Consider the following 21,615-nt stretch of genomic DNA (forward strand, 5'->3'; position numbering starts at 1 on the left):
GCTCGACCGGCGCCTTGGCAAGCGGACCCCGACGGGATCAGCCCCCGGCGGGCCCCTGGTGCGTCGGGTCGAGCACGCGGGCCAGGAACGACTGCGTGCGCTCGTGCCGCGGCGCGCCGATGACCTGCTCGGCGGGCCCCTCCTCGACCACGTAGCCGCCGTCCATGAACAGCACCCGGTCGGCCACCTCGCGGGCGAACTGCATCTCGTGCGTCACCACGAGCATCGTCATGCCCTCGTCGGCCAGCTGCCGCATCACCCCGAGCACGTCGCCGACCAGCTCCGGGTCGAGCGCGGACGTCGGCTCGTCGAACAGCATCACGTCCGGGTCCATCGACAGCGCCCTGGCGATCGCCACGCGCTGCTGCTGGCCGCCGGAGAGCTGCGAGGGCATGGCGTTCACCTTGTCCGACAGCCCGACCCGCTCCAGGTTGCGCAGCGCGACCTCCTGCGCCTGGTTCGCGTCCCGCTTGAGCACCTTGCGCTGCGCGACGGTCAGGTTGTTCAGCACGCTGAGGTGCGAGAACAGGTTGAACGACTGGAACACCATGCCGATCTTGGCGCGGGCCCGGTCGATGTCGACGTCCGGGTCGGTCAGCTCGACGCCGTGCACCACGATCCTGCCGCCACTCGGCTCCTCCAGCAGGTTCACGCAGCGCAGCATCGTGGACTTGCCCGAGCCGGACGGCCCGATGATGCACACCACGTCACCGCGGTTGACCGACAGGTCGATGCCCTTCAGCACCTCCAGGGGGCCGAACGACTTCTTCAGCCCGGTGACCTCCACCACGACGTCGCTCACGCCGACACCCCCACCCCGGTCGATTCCGGCGTGCTGATCTTCTTGCCGCCGGTGCGCCGCTCCAGGTGCCTCGACAGCTGGCCGAGCGGCAACGTGATGATCAAGTAGCACAGGCCGACCACCAGGATCGGGGTCAGCGACGGCGACCGGCTCAGCGTCTCGCGGCCGAACTTGGTCAGCTCGTACTGGTCGCGCGCCAGGCCGATGATGTAGATCAGCGACGAGTCCTTGGTGAGCAGGATCAGCTCGTTGGTCAACGGCGGCAGGATGATCCGGAACGCCTGCGGGATCACCACGGTCAGCAGCGTGCGCCCCTGCGACATGCCCAGCGACCGGGCCGCCTCGATCTGGCCCTTCGGCACCGCCTGGATGCCCGCGCGGATCGTCTCGGCCATGTAGGCCGCGCCGACGATGCCCAGCGCCAGCATCACCGTCGAGTAGATGTCGAACTGCAGGCCGAACGCCAGCGGCACGCCGAAGCTCAGCGCGATGAACACCAGCAGCGCCGGCACACCGCGGAAGAACTCGATGTAGATGGTGGCCAGCCACCGGTACGGCGCGACCGAGGACAGCTTCATCAGCGCCAGCACCAGGCCCAGCGCCAGTCCGAACGCGAAGCCGAGCGCGGTGTAGACCAGGGTGTTCTTCAGCGCCACGGTGATGGCGGCGGGGAACATCTCCGCGGCGATCTCCAGGTTGAAGAAGCTGCGCTGGATCTCGGCCCAGTCGGCGACGAACGCCAGGACGACGGCGACCACGACCAGCAGCGCGTACTGGCCGACGCGGAACGCCTTGGCCCGCTGTCGCTTGGAGAGTGCCATGTGGATTACCTCGTGGGTGGGGTGGACGAGGCACGGGGCCGGTGCCAGAGCACCGGCCCCGTGGTCAGCCGCTTACTTCGACTCGGGCTTCTTGCCGAACCACTTCTCGTAGACCTCGTCGTACTTGCCGCTGTCCTTGGCCTTCTTCAGGACCTCGTCGACCTTGGCCTTGAGGGCGGTGTTGCCCTTCTTCATGCCGATGCCGTACTTCTCCTGCGTGTCGAACTCCGCGACCACGGCGGTGTCCGGGAACTCCTTGACGTAGTCCAGCAGCACGCCGTTGTCGTTGATGGCCGCGTCCACCGCGCCGGTGCGCACGGCGGTCTCCATCAGCGGCAGGTCCTCGAACTGCACGACGGTGTAGCCGTGCTTCGCCGCGTTCTCGTTGGCGTAGATCTCGCCGGTGGTCTCCAGCTGGACGCCGATCCGCTTGTCCTTCAGGTCGTCCAGGGACTTGACCGGCGAGTCCTTCTTCACCAGCAGCGCCTGCGACGCGTCGAAGTAGGGCTCGGAGAAGTCGATGACCTCGGCGCGGTCGGGCTTGATCGTCATGCCGGCCGCGGCCAGGTCGCACTTGCCGGTGTTGAAGACCTCACCGGAGGTGATGGTCTCGAACGGCGTGTCGAAGATTTCCTGGGTGACACCCAGCTCGGCCGCCACCAGGTCGACCAGGTCGACGTCGAAGCCGACGGTCTTGTCGCCCTCGGAGAACTGGAAGGGCTTGTAGGACAGGTGGGTGCAGGTGACCAGCTTGCCGCTCTGGACCAGGGAGATGCCCGACCCGTTGTCCTGCGAGCCGGTGTTGACCTTGGTCGCGCACGCCGTCATCGTGGCCGCCAAGGCGAGCACGGGGAACAGGGCGAGCGCAGCGTGCCTGGTACGACGGGCCACGGTGTCACTCCTCGTAACTGTGTCGGTCGAGTGCACGGCATACTGCCACTTGGGTGACGCGGTGCACAGCACGCGGGTGTTACAGAGCTTCGGAGCGCATGAATCTTGCGTCACAGGACCTGGGCGGCGGCAAATTATTCAGCCGGTTGGCTTTAATCACACAATTGATTCACCGAGAGCGCCGGTTTGGCGACGATCCGTCAGCAAGCTCGCCACCAGCGCCGTCCACCCGGTCTGGTGCGTCGCGCCCAGGCCCTCGCCGGTGTCGCCGTCGAAGTACTCGCTGAAGGTGACGTGCTCGCGCCACAGCGGCGAGTCGGTCGACTCGATCCGCTTGCCGTCCGCCGGCCTGCGGCCGTCGTGGTCGGGCATGAACAGCGAGACCAGCCGCCTGACCAGCTCGTCCGCCGCCCGGCCGGCCGTCACGTGGCGCTGGCTGCGAGTGGGAAGTTCCACGTGGAACCTCCCGCCGTGGAACTCCTCGATCGTCCGCAGGGCCTCCACGAGCAGCGCGTTCGTCGGGAACCAGACCGGTCCGCGCCAGTTCGAGTTGCCGCCGAACATCGGCGTCCGCGACTCGCCCGGCTCGTAGCCCATCCGGTGCTCCTGGTCGGCGACCTGCACCTCCAGGCCCTCGCGGTGGGCCGCCGACAGGCTGCGGATGCCGTGCGGCGACAGGAACTCGCCCTCGTCCAGCATCCGGCTCAGCACCCGCCGCAGCTTGCGCTCGTCCAGCAGGCTGAGCAGCGCCCCGCCGCCGCTGCGGCTGAGGAACCGCTGCAGCTCCGGCCGCCGGGACAGCAGGTGCTCCAGCCGCCGGGAGAACTCCGGCAGCTCCTCGAACACCCACGGCTCCAGCACCGCGCACGCCAGCACCGGGATCAGGCCCACCATCGAGCGCACCCGGACCGGCTTCGACTCCACGTGCCCGTCCGGCAGCCGCCGCGACACCACGTCGTAGCAGAAGCCGTCCGTCTCGTCCCAGATGCCGCGCCCGCCGGAACCGAACTGGGTGGACGCCTCGGCGATGCTCAGGAAGTGCTCCACGAACTTCGTGGCCACGTCCTCGTACGACTCGTCGTGCCGGGCCAGCTCCAGCGCGATCTGCATCAGGTGCAGGCTGTAGGCCGCCATCCACGACGTGGCGTCGGACTGCTCCAGCCGCCACTGGCCGAGCATCGGCTCCGACCGGTTCACCGGGCCGATGTTGTCCATGCCGAGGAAGCCGCCCTCGAACAGGTAGCTGCCGTCGGCGTCCTTGCGGTTGACCCACCAGGAGAAGTTCAGCAGCAGCTTGTGGAAGACCTTGGCCAGGAACCTGCGGTCCTTGACCTCCTCGGACCGGTACACCTGCAACGCCGCCCAGGCGTGCACCGGCGGGTTGACGTCGCCGAACTCCCACTCGTAGGCGGGCAGCTGGCCGTTCGGGTGCATCAGCCACTCGCGGCACAGCAGGAGCAGCTGCTCCTTGGCGAACGCCGGGTCGACCTTCGCGAACGGCACGGTGTGGAACGCGAGGTCCCACGCGGCGAACCAGGGGTACTCCCACTCGTCCGGCATGGAGATCACGTCGGCCACGTCGAAGTGCCGCCAGTGCGTGTTGCGGGCGTGCATGCCCCGGCGCGACGTGGGGGCGGCGGGCTGCGCCGGGTCGCCGTCCAGCCAGTCCCGGGTGCGGAAGCGGTAGTGCTGCTTGGTCCACATCAGGCCCGCCAGCGCCCGCCGCACCACGGCGGCCCGCTTGGGGTCCAGGTCGGTGTGGTGGAACTCGTCGGCCTCGGCCCGGCGCTGGTCGACGGTGTCCTGGAAGCTCGGGCCGAACGCGTCGAGGTGCCCGTCGCCCTCCACCAGCCGCAGCCGGACGGTGACCGACTCGCCCGGCTCGACCGGGTCGAACGAGTACCAGGCGGCGACCTTCGTGCCGGGCTCGCTGGCGTCGTCCGGGCCGACGACCTGGCACGCCGTCGCGTCCCGGCCGATGACGTACCGGTCGATGCCGTCCTTGGTGTGCCGGGTCGGGTTGCGCGCGGCGCCGAACAGCGCCACCTCGTTGGTCTCGTTGTCGGTGACCAGCAAGGTCGGCGTGCCCTCGACGTGCAGCGTGTAGCGGCCCAGCGCGCCGTGCTCGGCGGTGACCCGCCGCCAGCCGTCCCGCGTGCGGGCGGTGAGCGCGGGCCGGCGGTCGTCCCGGCCCCAGGCCCACGTGTTGCGGAACCAGAACTGGGGCAGCAGGTGCAGCGGCGCCGGGTCCGGGCCGTGGTTGGTGGCGGTCAGCTCGACGCAGACGTCCTTCGGACCGGCCTTGGCGTAGCTGATCCGCACGTCGAAGAACCGGTTGTCGTCCAGCGCCCCGGTGTCGGACAGCTCGGGCTCGCGCTCGTTGCGACCGGCGCGCTCGGCCATCCCGCGCAGCTCGGCGTAGGGGAACTCGCACTGCGGGTACCGGTAGACGACCTGCATCCACGAGTGCGTCGGCGTGCCGTCGGTCACCCACCAGTGCTCTTTGACGTCCTCGCCGTGGTTGCCCTCGTTGTTGGTGAGCCCGAAGTAGCGCTCCTTGAGGATCGGATCCCGGCCGTTCCAGAGCGCGACGCCGAGGTTGAGGAAGCCGTGCACGTCGCAGATGCCCGCGATGCCGTCCTCGCCCCAGCGGTAGGCGCGCGAGCGGGCGTGGTCGAACGGGAAGGACGTCCACGCGTCTCCGGCGGCCGAGTAGTCCTCGCGAACCGTCCCCCACTGGCGTCCGGCCAGGTAGGGGCCCCAGAGGCGCCACGGTGCGGTGGGCGAGTCGGACTCCGCCAACCGCGTCCGCTCGGCTTGCCGGCTGTGCTCGTTCACTCGGCCAGTGTGCGGCATCGGTTCAGTAAAGCGGTTACCCGTCGGTTAGGTCACAGCTCTTCCCGGTGTTTGCAAACCCTGTCAGTGGGCCGCGATCGTCACTCTCCGTGGACGGCCCGCGTCCGCCGGTGCGCCGGTGTGTCGGCGCCGACCGGGCGCGGGCCGTCCGCCGGTCACCGCCGCGAGTGCGCGTCCAGCACCACGGCGACCGCCTCGGTGATCCGGGTGGCGTGCGCCAGGTGCAGCCACTCGTCCGGCACGTGGCAGTTCGAGTCCGGCCCGACCGCGCCCGTGACCAGGAACTGCGCCTCCGGGTACGCCTCGTGCAGCAGCCCCATGAACGGGATCGAGCCGCCGAGCGCCACGGTCCGCCACGGCGCGTCGAACACCTCCTCGCCGACCCGGTCCAACGTCTCCCGCAGCCACGGCGCGAGGTCCGGCGCGCTCCACCCGTCCGCGAACTCGATCCGGGACAGCTCCACCACGGCCCCGTACGGCACGTCGGTCGTCAACGCGCCGCGGACCGCGTCCATCGCCACCTCGGCGTCGGCCGTCGGCGGCAGCCGGAAGCTCAGCACCAGCGACGTGGCCGGCCGCAGCACGTTGCCCGCGTCCGCCGGCAGCGGCAGCCCGGCCGCGCCGGTGACCGACAGCGTCGGCCGCCACCCGGCGTTGAGCGCCAGCTCGACCTCGTCGTCGCCCATCGGCCGGGTCCCGGCCGCCCACGGCACGCTGCCGACCAGCACGCCGGGCGCGCTGGACACCGCGTCCCGCACCTCGGCCACCCGATCCTCCGGGATGTCGACGTGCATCTCGCGCAGCAGCACCTCGCCGGTCGCGGAGTCCTCCAGCCGGTCGAGCAGCTGCCGGGCGATCCGGAACGACGACGGCACGATCCCGCTCGCCATGCCCGAGTGCAGCCCGCTCTCCAGCACCCGCACGGTGACCGTGACCTGCGCCAACCCGCGCAGCGACGTGGTCAGCCACATCCGGTCGTAGTCGTTGCCGCCCGAGTCCAGGCACACCACCAGCGACACGTCGCCCAGCCGCGGGCGCAGGTGCTCCAGGTACGCGGGCAGGTCCGGGCTCCCGGACTCCTCGCCGGTCTCCAGCAGCACGACGCACCGCGCGTGCGCGCCGCCCGCCCGCCGGACGCCCTCGATCGCGGCGATCGCCGCGTAACCCGAGTAGCCGTCGTCCGCCGCGCCGCGGCCGTAGAGCCGCCCGTCGCGCACGACCGGCGTCCACGGCCCGAGCCCGTCGCCCCAGCCGCCGACCGGCGGCTGCTTGTCCAGGTGGCCGTACAGCAGCACCGTGTCGGAAGCGGGTCGAGCACCGGAGCCCGGCTCGGTGCCGGGCACGTCGACCAGCAGCACCGGCGTGCGGTCGGGCAGTCGGACCACCTCGACGGCGGCGCCGGGCAGGTCGCGGTCGGCCAGCCAGGCGCGCACGTGCTCCACGGCGTCGGCGAGGTGGCCGTGCGCGGCCCACTCGGGGTCGAAGACGGGTGAGATCGCGGGTACCGCGACCAAGGCGGACAGGCTCGGGAGGATGTCGTCGTCCCAGAGCCCGCGAACGGTACGGGTCAGCGCTGAACGGTCCACGCCCCGAATCCTGTCACGCGGCGCGAGGCGGAACGGGCCCGCGGAGTGGGTACCCCGTGGTTTCGCGTGGTGGAAATGCCCAGTCGGGCCGATGGTCGGTAGTCCATCCAACGCAACGGGGCCGACGTGGGCAGTTCCGGTCGACCCAGCGTGTCCGATTCACCACGAACGGAGGTTAACGATCGGTAACCGGGACAACGGCGTTCGGTGATCGAACGCCCTACTCGGACGGCCGAAGATAGGCCGTCCAACCGTTACCGCACGTCAGGCCGTTGTACCGGAGATTACGAACTGGGATGGGGCTCACCAAGACGGGTGAGGCCATGTCAGGATGTGGATGAGAACACCGTCAGCGCCGACGGTTGCCCGAACCCCGACACCCAGGGGTCGACGGCGACTGGCGGTGCAGCCGCGCAGTGTCGTCACAAGCGACCGGGCGGCCTCGTAGACGAGGAGACAAGGCGCATGTCGTCCCCCGAAGAATGGACGCACCCAGGGCCGGATGCCGCGCCGGCCACTGCTGCCACACCGACAGCGGAACAGGTGATCGCAGGCTTGCGAGCGACAGACGAGGGCGGCGCCGACCTGGTGCAGCTGCTCACCCCCGAGGGCGAGCGCGTCCAGCACCCGGACTTCGACATCGACATCACCGGCGAGGAGCTGCGCGGGCTGTACCGCGACATGGTCCTGGTCCGGCGGGTCGACCGCGAGGCGAACGCGCTGCAGCGCAAGGGCGAGCTGGGCATCTGGGTGCCGCTGCTCGGCCAGGAGGCCGCGCAGATCGGCGCGGGCCGCGCGATGCGGCCGGAGGACATGGCGTTCCCCAGCTACCGCGAGCACGGCATCGCCTGGACCCGCGGGATCAAGCCGACCGACCTGCTCGGCATCTTCCGGGGCACCGACATGGGCACGTGGGACCCGGTCGAGCACCGCTTCCACCCGTACACGATCGTCATCGGCAACCAGGTGCTCAACGCCGCCGGCTACGCCATGGGCCAGAAGTTCGACGGCAAGGTGGGCGACGCCGACGGCGAGGCCACCATCTGCTTCTTCGGCGACGGCGCGACCAGCCAGGGCGACGTGCACGAGGGCTTCGTGTGGGCCGCGGTCTACGACGCGCCGCTGGTGTTCTTCTGCCAGAACAACCAGTGGGCCATCTCCGAGCCGACCGAGCGCCAGTCCCGCCTCCCGCTCTACCAGCGGGCCCGCGGCTACGGCTTCCCCGGCATCCGGGTCGACGGCAACGACGTGCTGGCCACCCTCGCGGTCACCCGCTGGGCGCTGGAGGAGTGCCGCCAGGGCAACGGCCCGATCCTGATCGAGGCGTTCACCTACCGGATGGACGCGCACACCACCTCCGACGACCCGTCGCGCTACCGGCTGTCCGACGAGCTGGAGCTGTGGAAGCTCAAGGACCCCATCGAGCGGGTCAAGGTGCACCTGGTCAAGCAGCAGTGGGCCGACCAGGAGTTCTTCGAGTCCGTCGAGGCCGAGGCCGAGCAGATCGCGATCGAGCTGCGGGAGTACTGCGTCACCCTGCCCGACCCACCGGCCGGGCGGATCTTCAGCGAGGTCTACGCCGAGGGCAACCCCGTCCTGGAGGCGCAACGCGACGAGTTCCTGGCCTACCACGCCGGGTTCGCGGGAGGTGAGCACTGATGGCTGCTCCGACCATGGACCGCCCCGCGACCGACGACGCCGGCGTGCCCGCGGTGCAGACGCTGACCATCGCGAAGGCGCTGAACAACGGCCTGCGCGCGTCGATGGAGGCCAACCCCAAGGTCATCGTGATGGGCGAGGACGTCGGCAAGCTCGGCGGCGTCTTCCGGATCACCGACGGCCTGCAGAAGGACTTCGGCGAGCAGCGCGTGCTGGACACCCCGCTGGCCGAGTCCGGCATCATCGGCACCGCCGTCGGCCTCGCGATCCGCGGCTACCGGCCGGTGTGCGAGATCCAGTTCGACGGCTTCATCTTCCCCGGCTTCGACCAGATCGTGTCGCAGGTCGCCAAGCTGCACTTCCGCACCCAGGGCCGGCTCAAGGTGCCCATGGTGATCCGGGTGCCGTTCGGCGGCGGCATCGGCGCGGTCGAGCACCACTCCGAGTCGCCCGAGTCGTACTTCGCGCACACCGCCGGCCTCAAGGTCGTCTCGTGCTCGAACCCGGCCGACGCCTACTGGATGATCCAGCAGGCGATCGACTGCGACGACCCGGTGCTGTTCTTCGAGCCCAAGCGGCGCTACTACGAGAAGGGCCAGGTCGACACGACCGCCTCGCCCGGACCGCTGTTCGCCTCGCGCACGCTGCGCACCGGCCGCGACGTCACGCTCGTGACGTACGGGCCGATGGTGCGCACGTCCCTGGACGCCGCGGCGGCGGCCGAGGAGGAGGGCCGCTCGCTGGAGGTGATCGACCTGCGCTCGCTGTCCCCGCTCGACCTCGCGCCGGTGTACGAGTCGGTGCGGCGCACCGGCCGGCTGGTCGTGGTGACCGAGGCGCCCAGCGAGTCCTCCATCTCCAGCGAGATCGCGGCCAAGGTGCAGCAGGAGTGCTTCTACTCGCTGCAGGCGCCGGTGCTGCGGGTGACCGGTTTCGACACCCCGTACCCGCCGTCGAAGTTGGAGGAGGAGTTCCTCCCCGACCTCGACCGGGTGCTGCACGCCGTCGACCGCTCGCTGGCCTGGTAAGGGGATAGCTGTGCCGCAGTTCAAGCAGTTCCCCATGCCCGACACGGCAGAGGGGCTGACCGAGGCCGAGATCCTGACCTGGCACGTCAAGCCGGGCGACCCGGTGAAGGTCAACCAGATCATCGTCGAGATCGAGACCGCCAAGGCCGCCGTCGAGCTGCCGTGCCCGTGGGACGGCGTGGTGACCGAGCTGCTGGCCGAGGTCGGCCGGACGGTCGAGGTCGGCGTCCCGATCATCACCATCGACGTGGACCCGTCCGGCTCGGCCGCCCCGGCGCCGACCCCGGCTCCCGCGTCCGCCGCGTCCGCTCCGCCGGCCGAGTCGAACGGCAAGATCGGCGAGGAGATGCCGGGCGGCCGGATCGCCACCCTGGTCGGCTACGGGCCCCGGGCGGGTGCGGCGAAGCGCCGTGCCCGCAAGGACGCCCCGGCGCCCGTCGCCGCCGCTCCGGCTCCGGCGGCGGTCGTCGCCCCGGCTCCGGCGCCCGCACCGGCTCCGGTCCCGGTCGTCGCGGAACCGGTGGCCACCCCCGGCGGCTACGTGCCGCTGGCCAAGCCGCCGGTGCGCAAGCTGGCCAAGGACCTGGGCGTCGACCTGTTCGCGCTGGCGGGCTCCGGTCCGGGCGGCGTGATCACCAGGGAGGACGTCGAGCAGGCCGTCGCCCCCGCACCCGCCGCGCCGTCCACAGTGGACAGCGGCACCCGGGAGCGTCGAGTCCCGATCAAGGGCGTCCGCAAGGCGACCGCGCAGGCGATGGTGGACAGCGCGTTCACCGCGCCGCACGTCACGGAGTTCCTGACCGTCGACGTGACGCCGATGATGGAGCTGCGGGCGCGCCTGAAGGACGCGCCGGAGTTCCGCGGCGTGAAGCTGACGCCGCTGGCGTTCGCCGCCAAGGCCGTCGTCTTGGCCGCCCGCCGCACGCCCGACGTCAACGCGACGTGGGACGAGGCGGCCCAGGAGATCGTCTACAAGGACTACGTGCACCTGGGCATCGCCGCCGCGACGCCGAGGGGCCTGGTGGTCCCGAAGGTCCGCGACGCCGACCGCATGTCGCTCAAGGAACTGGCCGCGGCCCTGGAAGCCCTGGCCACGACCGCCCGCGACGGCAGGACGTCGCCGGCCGACATGATGGGCGGCACGTTCACCATCACCAACGTCGGCGTCTTCGGCGTCGACACCGGCACCCCGATCATCAACCCCGGCGAGTCGGCCATCCTGGCCCTGGGCGCGATCCGGGACATGCCGTGGGTGGTGGGCGGCCAGGTCGTGCCGCGCAAGGTGTGCCAGCTGGCGCTCAGCTTCGACCACCGCGTGGTCGACGGCCAGCAGGGCTCGCAGTTCCTGGCCGACGTGGGCGCGCTGCTCGCCGACCCCGGCGTGGCGATGACCTACTGATCACCGGAGGCGCCGGGAGTCCTGCGCGGGCTCCCGGCGCTCCCGTTCCCGGGCGACTTCCCCCCGCCCGTCCACCCGCACCTCCAGCCACTTCGGCCGCGGCCGAGCACCGCGTGCGCGACCTCCGACCGGGGGATCGCGTTAATCGGTTGAAGTTCCAGTGACTGGAGAGTTCAGGGTGGTCACCGTGACGCACTACTCGATCGGCGAACTGGCGCGGATGACCGGGCTGTCCACGCGGACGATCCGGTTCTACTCCGACTCCGGGGTGATCCCCGTCGCGGGGCGCACCGCGGGCGGGTTCCGCACCTACGACGTCGACGGGTTGGCGCGGCTCAAGCTCGTGCGGACCCTGCGCGCCCTGGGCGTGGACCTGCCCACGGCGCAGCAGGTGCTGGCGCGGGAGGTGTCCGTGGCCGAGGTGGCCCGGACGCACGCGGAGGCCATCGACGCGCAACTGCGCACGCTCCGGTTGCGCCGGGCCGTGCTGCGGGTCGTGGCGCGGAACGGGGAGGTGGAGATGGTGCACGAGTTGGCGCGGCTGTCGGAGGAAGAGCGGCAGGCGATCCTGGACGAGTTCTTCGACGAGGTGTTCGGCGGCTTCGACCTGGACCCGGCCTTCGAGCAGCACATGCGGTCGGTCCGGGTCGAGCTGCCGGACGACCCGACGACCGAGCAGCTGGAGGCGTGGATCGAACTGGCGAACCTGGTGCGCGACCCGGACTTCCGGGCGTCGATCCGGCGGATGTCGGCGCGGCACGAGGAGATGCGGGCCGAGGGCGCGGACATGACGCCGAACTCGCCGCAGCAGATGGAGGCGTTCCAGTACGCGTTCGCGCGGGTGCGCGAGGCGTTGGACGCGGGCATCGAGCCGCGCTCACCGGAAGCGGCCGGGATCATCGCCGCGATCAACGAGAAGTGGTCGACGGTCCTGGACGTGCCGGTCGGCCCGGAGCTGTCGCAGCGGCTGGTCGAGTTCGGCGACCCGAGGGCGGAGCGCTACTGGCAGCTGATCGGCAAGGTCAACGGCTGGGAGACCCCGGTCCCCGACACCACCGCCGAACGCGGCTGGCTGGCCGAAGCCGGCCGCTGACCACCGGCGGGCGAAGACCTCGACGGAGGTCTTCGCCCACCGGCGGCGATCACCCGAACTGCCCCGGCCGGTAGTCCCCGGCGGGCTGCCGCACCAGGACGTTCACCCGGTTGAAGGCGTTGATCACGGCGATGACGCTGACGAGCGCCGCCAACTGCTCTTCGTCGTAGTGCTCCGCCGCGTTCGCCCACACGTCGTCGGACACCCCACCGGCCGCGTCCGCGATCCGCGTCCCCTGCTCCGCCAACTCCAACGCGGCCCGCTCGGCCTCGGTGAACACCGTGGCCTCCCGCCAAACCGCCACGAGGTTGAGCCGCCCCACCACCTCACCCGCCGCCGCGGCGTCCTTGGTGTGCATGTCCACGCAGTACCCGCAGCCGTTGACCTGGCTGGCGCGGATCTTGACCAGCTCCTGCGTCGCCGTCGGCAGCGCCGAGTCGTGCACCGCCTTGTTGGCGGCGATGAAGTGCCTCATGACCTTCGCCGAGACCGACTCGGCGAACACGTTCAGGCGTGCGTCCACAGTGCGCTCCTAGCCGTCGTCAGTGGTTGCGGACCAAGGACGAACTAACCCGACGACCTGTGACACGCCCGAAGCGCCGGACGGGGTCCCCCGCGTCCCGAGAGACCCCGCCCACCTCCCAGACGGCCTGATGACGGCCTGGGAAGATCGACTCACTTGATGTACATGCCAGAAATGGCCCTGGCCACCACCAACCGCTGGATCTCCGACGTCCCCTCGAAGATGGTGAAGATCTTGGCGTCCCGGTGCATGCGCTCCACCGGGTGCTCCCGCGTGTACCCGGCCCCACCCAGGATGTGGATCGCGCGTTCCGTCGCCCACACCGACACCTCACCGGCCTTGAGCTTGGACATCGAGCCCTCGCCCGCCGTGAACGGGACGTTGTTGCGGCCCATCCAGGCCGCCCGCCACACGAGCAGCCGGGCCGCGTCGATCTCCATCTTCATGTTCGCCAGGTCGAACGCGATCGACTGGTTCTCGATGATCTTCCGGCCGAACGCCTCGCGGTCCTTCGCGTACTCCAGCGAGTACTCGTAAGCCGCCCGCGCCACGCCCACCGCCATCGCGCCGACGACCGGGCGGGTCGTCTCGAACGTCGCCATCGCGGCCTGCCCGCCGGCCTTCTGCCCCTCGCGGGCCCGTGCCAGCCGGGCGTCCAGCCGCTCCTTGCCGCCCAGCAGGCACCGGCCGGGCACGCGCACGTCGTCGAGGAACACGTCCGCCGTGTGCGACGCCCGCATCCCGTGCTTGCGGATCTTCCCCGGCGACGACAGCCCCGGCGTGCCGGGCGGCACGACGAAGCCGGCCTGGCCGCGCGCACCCAGGGCCGGGTCCACGACGGCCGTGACGACGTGGACGTTCGCGATGCCGCCGTTGGTCGCCCACGCCTTCTGCCCGTTGAGCACCCACTCGTCGGTGGCCTCGTCGTACACCGCCCGCGTCCGGTACCCCGCCACGTCGGAGCCCGCCTGCGGCTCGGAGGCGCAGAACGCGGCCAGCTTCGGCTCGTCCTCGGTGCCGAAGCACTCCGGCACCCACTCGGCCAGCTGCTCCGGCTCGCCGGAGGCGAAGATGCCGGCCGCCGCCAACCCGGTGCCCATCAGGGCCAGCGCGATGCCCGCGTCACCCCAGAACAGCTCCTCGGTGGCGATCGGCAGCGACAGCCCGATGGGGTCGGCGAACCAGGTGGCCAGCGACTCGAACCCGTACAGGCCGATCTTCGCCGCCTCCTGGATCACCGGCCACGGCGTCTCCTCCCGCTCGTCCCACTCGGACGCCGCGGGTCGGATCACGTCCTTCGCGAAGCCGTGCACCCACTCGCGCAGGTCGACCTGGTCCTCGTTCAGCTCCAGCGAAAAACCGCCCATGATCCCCTCACGCCTTCGGAATGTCGAACAGGCTCATGAACCCGGCCGCGAAGCCGAGGTCTCCCTTGACCTTCAGCTTGCCGGTCATGAACAGCACCGGCGCCGACGCGTTGCCGGTCGCGAGCTTCAGGAACTCCACCGGTCCCAACGCCACAACGGCCCGGGGGTCACGGGTCGTGCCCTTGTTGATCGTGCAACCGGCGTCCTCGATGACCGCCTCGTACACGTCGTCGCCGTCGAACCCGCCGGTCAGCCGGAAGTGCACGACGGCGCGCGTGGCGCCCGCGCGCTCGCTGCGGAAGTGCGCCTCCATGCGCCGGAACACCTCGTCCAGCACGCGTTCGCGCAGCCCGCGCCGCGACGTGACGGCTTCGACCTGCTCCTTGGACGCGCGCGAGATGATCCGCGCGAAGTTCTGCGCGTCCATCTTCGCCAGGTCGAGGTCGGCCCCGCCGTCGGCCAGCGCGCCGAGCGCGTCCAGCAGGTCGGCGAACTCGTCCCGCCCGAGCCGCTTCGGGTCGATGCCGCGCGCGATCACGTCGATGTCGACGTCCTTCAGCGCCGGGTCGCCCGGGTCGACCTGCCGGAGCGCCGAGATGAGCTCCTGCGGGCCGAGCTTCGCGATCGCCTCGGTGGTGAGGTCGATGGTCATGTGGCACCTCCGCTACCTACTCGTTGGTAAATCTACTGGCGAGTAGGTAAGGCGGCAAGGGGCTCGGAGTAATCTTGTCCCAGCCATCCAGGGGGTGCGATGCACGCAGAGCAACCGGTCCGCTCGGGCCGGGCCAAGAGGCTGCCGCGCGCGGTGCGCGAGCGGCAGATCATGGACGCCGCGGTGGACGTCTTCTCGCGCTTGGGGTTCCACGCGGCGTCGATGGACGAGATCTCCGACGTCGCGGGCATCTCCAAGCCGATGCTGTACGCCTACCTCGGCTCGAAGGAGGAGCTGTTCGCCACCTGCATCCGCCGCGAGGCGACCCGGATGATGGAGGCCATCGCGACCGGCGTCGAGGCCGAGGAGCCGCCGGACGTGCAGCTGTGGAGCGGGCTGCGGGCGTTCTTCGGCTTCGTCGGCGAGAACCGCGCGAGCTGGCAGGTGCTGCACCGGCAGGCGTCCTCGCAGGGCGGGCCGTTCGCCGCGGAGCTGGCCGACATGCGCGGCCGGGCGATCAGCCTGGTGGCGGCGCTGCTGGTGCACTCGTCGGACTTCACCACCGTGCCGCGGGCGGGCGACAAGGAGGCCGAGTCGCTGGCCGCGGCGCTGGTCGGGGCGGGCGAGTCGCTGGCCGACTGGTGGCTCGACAACCCCGAGGAGCCGGCCGGCGTCGTCGCCGCCCGGCTGATGAACCTGGTGTGGATGGGGTTCGGCGACCTCGTGGCGGGCGACGTCTGGCGCCCGCCGTCACGCCGGGCGGAAGCCGCTCCCGGGGATTAGGCGAGCGCGCCCTTCAGCACGGCCACCGCCTGGTTGATCGCGGCCTCGGCGGCGTGCGTCCCGCGCAGGGCGTTGAGCATCACGAAGTCGTGGATCACGCCCTGGTAGCGCACCGCCGTGACGGGCACGCCCGCCTCGCGCAGCTTGTTCGCGTACGCCTCGCCCTCGTCGCGCAGCACGTCGGCCTCGGCGGTGATCACCAGCGCCGGCGGCAGGCCGGTCAGCTGCTCCACCGTCGCGCGCAGCGGTGAGGCGGTGATCTCCGCGCGCTGCTCCTCGGACGTCGTGTACTGGTCCCAGAACCACCGCATCGCGTCGCGCCGCAGGAAGTAGCCCTCGGCGAACTCGCGGTACGACGGCGTGTCGAACGACGCGTCGGTCACCGGGTAGAACAGCACCTGCTGCCGGAACACCACGTCACCGCGCCGCTTGGCCAGCAGCGTCAGCGCCGCGGACAGGTTGCCGCCGACCGAGTCGCCCGCCACGGCCAGCCGCGACGCGTCGAGCCCGCGGGAAGCGCCCTCGGCGACGACCCACCGCGCGACGGCGTAGCTCTCCTCCAGCGCGACCGGGTAGTGCGCCTCGGGCGAGAGGCTGTAGTCGGGGAACACCACGGCCGCGCCGACGCCGACGGCCAGTTCGCGGACCAGCCGGTCGTGCGTGCGGGCGTTGCCGAACACCCAGCCCGCGCCGTGGACGTAGAGCACGACGGGCAGGGCGCCGGTCGCGCCGACGGGTCGGACGATCCGGACGGGCACCTCGCCGACGGTCACCCACTCCTCGGCGACCTCGGGCCGGGCCACCTCGCCGGACTGGACGGCGTCCACCGCCTGGCGGCCGTCGACCGGGCCGAGGTCGAACAGGTAGGGCGGGTTGGCGGTCGCGGCGGCGAACTCGGCGGCGGCCGGTTCCAGGACGGTCATCTCTGGCTCCTCTGCGTGGTGCGGCTGACCCTCACAACGCCAAAAGCTAGTGCACGATTCCATCGTGCACAATCTAAATGGGGGCGGGTGTATCGTGGGCTCGCTCACAAGAGGAGGCCGCCGTGCGGGACTTCAGCCTGGAGCTGGACGACCAGCTCTGCTTCGCGCTCTATGCCGCCTCGCGCGCCGTCACCGCGCGGTACCGGCCGCTGCTGGACGACCTGGGCCTGACCTACCCGCAGTACCTGGTGCTGCTGGTGCTGTGGGAACGCGGTCCGGTCCCCGTCAAGGACGTCGCCGCCGCGCTCCAGCTCGACTACGGCACGCTGTCACCGCTGCTCAAGCGACTGGAGGCGGCGGGCCTGATCCGCCGCGAACGCCGGCCGGACGACGAGCGCTCGGTCCGGCTCGTGCTCACCGCGCTCGGCGACGAGCTGCGCGAGCGCGCCAAGGACGTGCCGCCCGCGATGGGCGAGGCGATGGACCTGGGCGCCGAGGACACGGCACGGCTGCGCGACCTCCTGCGCACGCTGGCCGACAACGTCAGCCGCTGATCACGCCCTCCAGGTGCGGCCGGTCCGACCACAGCGCGAACCGCCACCCGTCACCGGCGCGCGAGGAGGAGAAGTCGACCTGGCCGGGCAGCGGGACCGGGGCCCTGAACCGCACGTCGACCTCGTGCGCGTCCGGCAGCCTGCCCTCGAACGCGGCCACGCAGCGCGCCTTCGACCACATCCCGTGCGCGATGGCGCGGGGGAAGCCGAACGCCCTGGCGGCCAACGGGTGCAGGTGGATCGGGTTGCGGTCGCCGGACGCGGCGGCGTACCGGCGGCCGAGGTCGCGGGGCAGCCGCCACCGGGCCGTCGGCTCCGGCGGGGCCTGCCGGGTCGACTTCCCCGCCTCGCCGCTGCCGCCGTCGCCGTCGCCGTCGCGACGGAGATATGTCGACACATCGACCCACACCTCCTCGCCGGCCACGGACACCGTGGTCACCACGTCGAACTGCTGCCCGCGCTCGTGCGGACGCAGGTTCGCCAGCGCCACGCGCAGCGACAGCGGTTCGGCCGCCGACAGCGGCCGGCGCTGCGCGATCCGGTTCGCCACGTGCACCAGGCCGGGCAGCGGGAACGGGAAGTCCGGCACGGTCATCAGCCGGACCTGGAGCCCGAACCCCAGCACGTGCGGGTAGGTGATCGGCAGGTGGTCGCGCGCGCCGAACCCGCAGACCTCGTTGTACCGGGCCAGGTGCGCCGGGTCCACGGTCAGCTCGGCGTCCGAAGAGGACTCCGGCAGCTCGCCCCCGCGCCGGGTGAACGCGGTCAGCGCGGCCTTGGCGTAGAGCAGCACCAGGTTCGCCATCACGCGCCCAGCAGGCTCTGCCCGCAGACCCGCACGACGTTGCCGGTCACGCCGGCCGACGCGGGGTGCGCGAACCACGCGACGGCCTCGGCGACGTCCACCGGCAGGCCGCCCTGCGACACGCTGTTCATCCGCCGCCCCGCCTCGCGGATGAACAGCGGCACCGCCGCGGTCATCTTCGTCTCGATGAACCCGGGCGCGACCGCGTTCACCGCGGCCCGGCCCGCGAGCTGCCGCGACCGCGCGTCGACCATGCCGATCACGCCCGCCTTGGTGGCGGCGTAGTTGGTCTGGCCGACGTTGCCCGCGATGCCCGCGATGGACGAGACGCCGATGATCCGGCCGTTGGGCCGCAGCGCGCCGGCGGCGAGCAACGCCTCGTTGACCCGTTCCGGCGAGGCCAGGTTGACCTGGACCACCGCGTCCCACCGGTCGGCGTCCATCCGGCCGAGCGTGCGGTCGCGGGTGATGCCCGCGTTGTGCACCACGACGTCCACGCCGCCGTGCCGCCCGGTGAGGTGGTCGACGAGCCGCGCGGGCGCGTCCGGCGCGGTGATGTCGAGCTGGACCGAGGCGCCGCCGACCCGGTTGGCCACCGCGGACAGCTCTTCGCCCTGCGCGGGCACGTCCAGGCACACCACGTGCGCGCCGTCGCGGCCGAGCACGTCGGCGATCGCCGCGCCGATGCCCCGCGCCGCGCCGGTGACCAGCGCGACCTTCCCGGCCAGCGGCCGGTCCCGGTCCGCGGGCTCCTCGACGTCGGCCGGCCCGACCCGCACCACCTGGCCGGACACGTACGCCGACCGGCCGGACAGCAGGAACCGCAGGGTCGACCCGACCGCGTCCTCGGCGCCGGGCTCGACGTGCACCAGCTGGGCCGTGCCGCCCCGCTTCAGCTCCTTGCCGACGCTGCGCGTGAACCCCTCCAGCGCGCGCTGCGCGACCTGCGACTCGGCCAGCTCGGGCGGCGTGCCGAGCACGACCACCCGACCGGACGGCGCGAGCGAGCGGATCACCGGGTGGAAGAACGCGTGCAGCTCGCGCAGCCGCTCGACCGAGTCGATGCCGGACGCGTCGAACACCAGCGCGCCGTGCCGGACGCCGTCGACCGCCGTGTCGACCACGTCCAGGCCCGTCGACCGCGCCACCGAGCGGACCGGTTCCAGCAGCCGGTCGCCGCCACCGAGCAGCACGGGCCCGTCCAGGGCGGGTTGTCCGGGTGAGTGGCGGCGCAGCGGGTACGGGTCCGGCAGGCCCAGCTTGCCGACGACGAACCGCCCGAGACCGGACCTGGCGAACGACTGGTAACGATCCATGCGCACATCACACTCCCTACTCGATAGTAAGTCTACTGGTCAGTAGGTAGAATCGACCACGACCCCGCCCACCACCCTGGAGGACGACATGGCCCGAGTAGCCATCCTCGGCGGCAACCGCATCCCGTTCGCCCGCTCGAACGGCCCCTACGCCACGGCGTCGAACCAGGACATGCTGACCACCACCCTGGACGGCCTGGTCAGCAGGTTCGGCCTGCGGGGCGAACGGCTCGGCGAGGTCGTCGCGGGCGCGGTGCTCAAGCACAGCCGCGACTTCAACCTGGTCCGCGAGGCCGTGCTGGGCAGCGGGCTGTCCGCCGCCACCCCCGCCCACGACCTGCAGCAGGCGTGCGGCACCGGCCTCCAGGCCGTGATCGCGGTGGCGAACAAGATCGCGCTCGGCCAGATCGAGGTCGGCATCGCGGGTGGCGTGGACACCACCAGCGACGCGCCGATCGGCGTGAACGAGGACCTGCGCGGCGTGCTGCTGGAGTTCAACCGGGCGCGCGGCGCCGGCGCGAAGCTCAAGGCGGCGCTGAAGCTGCGGCCCAAGCACGTGGTGCCGGACGTCCCGCGCAACGGCGAACCGCGCACCGGCCTGTCCATGGGCGAGCACGCGGCGATCACCGCCCGCGAGTGGGGCATCGGCCGCGAGGAGCAGGACGAGCTGGCCGCCGCCAGCCACCACAACCTCGCCGCCGCCTACGAGCGCGGCTTCTTCGACGACCTGGTCACGCCCTACCGGGGGCTGACCCGCGACCAGAACCTGCGGCCGGACTCGTCGGTGGAAGCGCTGGCCCGGCTCAAGCCGGTGTTCGGCCGCGGCGAGGGCGCGACGATGACCGCGGGCAACTCCACGCCGCTCAGCGACGGCGCGTCGGCCGTGCTGCTGGCGTCCGAGGAGTGGGCGGCGGCGCGGAGCCTGCCCGTGCTGGCCCACCTCACGTTCACCGAGACGGCCGCGGTCGACTACGTGCACGGCGGCGAGGGCCTGCTGATGGCGCCCACGTACGCGGTGCCGCGGATGCTCGCGCGCGCCGGGCTGTCGCTCCAGGACTTCGACTTCTACGAGATCCACGAGGCGTTCGCGTCCCAGGTGCTGGCGACGCTGAAGGCTTGGGAGGACGCGGACTTCTGCAGGGACCGGCTCGGGCTGGACGGGCCGCTCGGCCCGGTCGACCGGGCGAAGCTCAACGTCAACGGCTCGTCGCTGGCCGCCGGTCACCCGTTCGCGGCCACCGGCGGGCGGATCGTGGCCACCCTGGCGAAGCTGCTCGCGGAGCGGGGATCGGGTCGGGGCTTCATCTCGATCTGCGCGGCGGGTGGCCAGGGCGTTACGGCGATCGTGGAGCGCGAGGGCTGATCGCTGCTCCGAACGGGTGTTAGCGGTAACACAAAGCTGTCCGATTCCGCTCTCCATGGCATGAACCACTCACGGCTCTTCGCCGCGGTCGTGCTGGTGGCGGCGTCCTGTGCTGCCTGCGGGGAGCAGTCCCGCGAGGCCACCACCGTCCGCATCGGTGTCACCGCCTCGGCCAACGAGCCCCGCGTCGCGCTGACCAGGAGCGTTGTCGACCGCCTGGCGCAGGCGGTGGACAACGGCGTCACCCGCGTCGTGGTCTACCGCCAGGGCGAGGCGTCCGGCGGCGCGTACTACGACGAGGACTTCACCGTCCGGGACGGCAACGACCTGGAGGGCGACTCGGCGCTGCGCGAACAGGGCTTCGAGCAGAACATGACCCGGCTGACCGGGCAGCTCACCCAGATCGGCGGCGCCAGCGAAGACCTCGACCCGCTGTCCGTGCTCGCGGACATGGCGTCGGCGGCGGGACCCGCGGTGCTCGTGCTGCAGAGCAGCGGGCTGCAGACCACCGACCCGGTCGACCTGACCCGGATCGGGCTCGACATCGACGTCGCCGCCGTGGTGGCGTCCGTGCCGGACGACGCGCTGCCCGAGCTGACCGGCAAGGACGTGGTCTTCTCCGGGCTCGGCCAGGTGGTCGGCGACCAGCCGCCGCTGCCGCCCGCGGCGCAGGAGGCGCTGGTCGCGCTGTGGCTGGGCATCTGCGCGAAGTTCGGCGCGAGGAGCTGCGTGAACGACACCGAGCCGGTGCCCGGCGGCGCGTCGATCGGGCGCGCCGAGGTGCCGACCGTGGACGTCGGCGAGGTCGTGCACCAGGACGCGTTGTCGCACCTGCCCAACTCGCTGCTGTTCAAGGCGGGCAGCGACGAGCCGGCGCCGGGCGCGCGCGAGCTGCTGCGCCAAGTGGCCGAGAAGTTCGACGGGCGCACCACCGCGCGGGTCATCGCCCGCACGGCCAGCTCGGCGTCGGCCGAGGCGTCGGCCAACCTGACCCAGCGGCGCGGCGAGCGCGTGGTGGCGGAGCTGGTCGACCTCGGCGTGAGCCGGGCGGCGTTCACCGAGGTCGTCGGCGCGGGCTTCACCTCGCCCCTGGCCGTCGACCTGGACGGCGCGGGCGACCTGATCCCCGCCGCCGCCGCCCGCAACCGCTCGGTCGTGGTGGAGCTGGCGGGGCCGAGGACCAGCAGCTGAGCG

At 71.7% G+C, this 21,615-nt stretch carries 19 protein-coding genes; 8 read left to right on the forward strand and 11 right to left on the reverse strand.

The genetic code is table 11. The features are described from left to right. Positions 1 to 37 precede the first annotated feature (37 nt). The 5 genes from AB0F89_RS07870 to AB0F89_RS07890 form a co-directional block, all read right to left on the reverse strand. Positions 38 to 802: an amino acid ABC transporter ATP-binding protein gene (locus AB0F89_RS07870; RefSeq protein WP_367134051.1), complete on the reverse strand. Its 765-nt coding sequence runs from the start codon at positions 800 to 802 to the stop codon at positions 38 to 40. Next, positions 799 to 1,623, reverse strand: a complete 825-nt coding sequence (locus tag AB0F89_RS07875; RefSeq protein WP_367134053.1) for an amino acid ABC transporter permease — start codon at positions 1,621 to 1,623, stop codon at positions 799 to 801. Before AB0F89_RS07875 ends, AB0F89_RS07870 begins: the two co-directional genes overlap by 4 nt. A 72-nt stretch (positions 1,624 to 1,695) precedes the next feature. After that, complete coding sequence (locus AB0F89_RS07880; protein ID WP_367134055.1) at positions 1,696 to 2,514, reverse strand: transporter substrate-binding domain-containing protein; 819 nt, start codon at positions 2,512 to 2,514, stop codon at positions 1,696 to 1,698. 156 nt (positions 2,515 to 2,670) lie between these two features. Next, a complete protein-coding gene (locus tag AB0F89_RS07885) occupies positions 2,671 to 5,352 on the reverse strand; it encodes a glucosidase (RefSeq protein WP_367134057.1) in 2,682 nt (893 codons plus the stop codon). Between the two features lie 173 nt (positions 5,353 to 5,525). Further along, positions 5,526 to 6,965: a M20/M25/M40 family metallo-hydrolase gene (locus AB0F89_RS07890; protein ID WP_367138766.1), complete on the reverse strand. Its 1,440-nt coding sequence runs from the start codon at positions 6,963 to 6,965 to the stop codon at positions 5,526 to 5,528. Between the two features lie 456 nt (positions 6,966 to 7,421). Here AB0F89_RS07890 and pdhA point away from each other — a divergent pair, with 456 nt between their 5' ends. The 4 genes from pdhA to AB0F89_RS07910 all read left to right on the forward strand — a co-directional run bounded on the left by pdhA (position 7,422) and on the right by AB0F89_RS07910 (position 12,135). Beyond that, positions 7,422 to 8,615, forward strand: coding sequence for a pyruvate dehydrogenase (acetyl-transferring) E1 component subunit alpha (gene pdhA, locus AB0F89_RS07895; protein WP_367134059.1), 1,194 nt, complete (start codon positions 7,422 to 7,424; stop codon positions 8,613 to 8,615). After that, a complete protein-coding gene (locus AB0F89_RS07900; RefSeq protein WP_367134061.1) occupies positions 8,615 to 9,643 on the forward strand; it encodes an alpha-ketoacid dehydrogenase subunit beta in 1,029 nt (342 codons plus the stop codon). Before pdhA ends, AB0F89_RS07900 begins: the two co-directional genes overlap by 1 nt. A gap of 10 nt (positions 9,644 to 9,653) precedes the next feature. Beyond that, on the forward strand, positions 9,654 to 11,042 hold the full coding sequence (locus AB0F89_RS07905) for a dihydrolipoamide acetyltransferase family protein (protein WP_367134063.1): 1,389 nt from the start codon (positions 9,654 to 9,656) through the stop codon (positions 11,040 to 11,042). Positions 11,043 to 11,229: 187 nt separating this feature from the next. Then, on the forward strand, positions 11,230 to 12,135 hold the full coding sequence (locus AB0F89_RS07910) for a MerR family transcriptional regulator (RefSeq protein WP_367134065.1): 906 nt from the start codon (positions 11,230 to 11,232) through the stop codon (positions 12,133 to 12,135). 49 nt (positions 12,136 to 12,184) lie between these two features. On the opposite strand, the gene AB0F89_RS07915 is transcribed toward AB0F89_RS07910, so the two are convergent. From AB0F89_RS07915 to AB0F89_RS07925, 3 genes are all read right to left on the reverse strand, one after another. Continuing rightward, positions 12,185 to 12,658 (reverse strand): carboxymuconolactone decarboxylase family protein, encoded by a 474-nt coding sequence (locus tag AB0F89_RS07915; protein WP_367134067.1) that lies wholly within the window; start codon positions 12,656 to 12,658, stop codon positions 12,185 to 12,187. Between the two features lie 152 nt (positions 12,659 to 12,810). Beyond that, complete coding sequence (locus AB0F89_RS07920) at positions 12,811 to 14,025, reverse strand: acyl-CoA dehydrogenase family protein (protein WP_367134069.1); 1,215 nt, start codon at positions 14,023 to 14,025, stop codon at positions 12,811 to 12,813. 7 nt (positions 14,026 to 14,032) lie between these two features. After that, positions 14,033 to 14,677: an SCP2 sterol-binding domain-containing protein gene (locus AB0F89_RS07925; RefSeq protein WP_367134071.1), complete on the reverse strand. Its 645-nt coding sequence runs from the start codon at positions 14,675 to 14,677 to the stop codon at positions 14,033 to 14,035. A gap of 99 nt (positions 14,678 to 14,776) precedes the next feature. On the opposite strand from AB0F89_RS07925, the gene AB0F89_RS07930 reads away from it, so the two are divergent. Beyond that, entirely contained in the window at positions 14,777 to 15,460 is a 684-nt protein-coding gene (locus AB0F89_RS07930) for a TetR/AcrR family transcriptional regulator (protein ID WP_367134073.1), read from the forward strand. Here AB0F89_RS07930 and AB0F89_RS07935 read toward each other — a convergent pair. Continuing rightward, complete coding sequence (locus tag AB0F89_RS07935) at positions 15,457 to 16,383, reverse strand: alpha/beta hydrolase (RefSeq protein ID WP_367134075.1); 927 nt, start codon at positions 16,381 to 16,383, stop codon at positions 15,457 to 15,459. The genes AB0F89_RS07930 and AB0F89_RS07935 overlap by 4 nt on opposite strands. Before the next feature lie 77 nt (positions 16,384 to 16,460). On the opposite strand from AB0F89_RS07935, the gene AB0F89_RS07940 reads away from it, so the two are divergent. Further along, positions 16,461 to 16,937 carry a MarR family winged helix-turn-helix transcriptional regulator gene (locus AB0F89_RS07940; RefSeq protein WP_367134077.1) on the forward strand — a complete coding sequence of 159 codons (477 nt, stop codon included), beginning with the start codon at positions 16,461 to 16,463 and terminating at the stop codon, positions 16,935 to 16,937. Here the strand turns inward: AB0F89_RS07940 and AB0F89_RS07945 are convergent. Beyond that, positions 16,927 to 17,742 (reverse strand): MaoC family dehydratase, encoded by an 816-nt coding sequence (locus AB0F89_RS07945; RefSeq protein WP_367138768.1) that lies wholly within the window; start codon positions 17,740 to 17,742, stop codon positions 16,927 to 16,929. The two genes, AB0F89_RS07940 and AB0F89_RS07945, sit on opposite strands and share 11 nt — an antisense overlap. Then, on the reverse strand, positions 17,742 to 19,058 hold the full coding sequence (locus tag AB0F89_RS07950; protein ID WP_367134080.1) for a 3-oxoacyl-ACP reductase: 1,317 nt from the start codon (positions 19,056 to 19,058) through the stop codon (positions 17,742 to 17,744). Before AB0F89_RS07950 ends, AB0F89_RS07945 begins: the two co-directional genes overlap by 1 nt. An 88-nt stretch (positions 19,059 to 19,146) precedes the next feature. Between AB0F89_RS07950 and AB0F89_RS07955 the strand changes: the two genes are divergently transcribed. Further along, complete coding sequence (locus tag AB0F89_RS07955; protein ID WP_367134082.1) at positions 19,147 to 20,421, forward strand: acetyl-CoA C-acetyltransferase; 1,275 nt, start codon at positions 19,147 to 19,149, stop codon at positions 20,419 to 20,421. 60 nt (positions 20,422 to 20,481) lie between these two features. Next, positions 20,482 to 21,612 (forward strand): hypothetical protein, encoded by a 1,131-nt coding sequence (locus AB0F89_RS07960; RefSeq protein ID WP_367134084.1) that lies wholly within the window; start codon positions 20,482 to 20,484, stop codon positions 21,610 to 21,612. The last annotated feature ends 3 nt before the right edge of the window (positions 21,613 to 21,615 follow it).

Source organism: Saccharothrix sp. HUAS TT1 (assembly GCF_040744945.1).
In the GTDB taxonomy this organism is placed as follows: domain Bacteria; phylum Actinomycetota; class Actinomycetes; order Mycobacteriales; family Pseudonocardiaceae; genus Actinosynnema.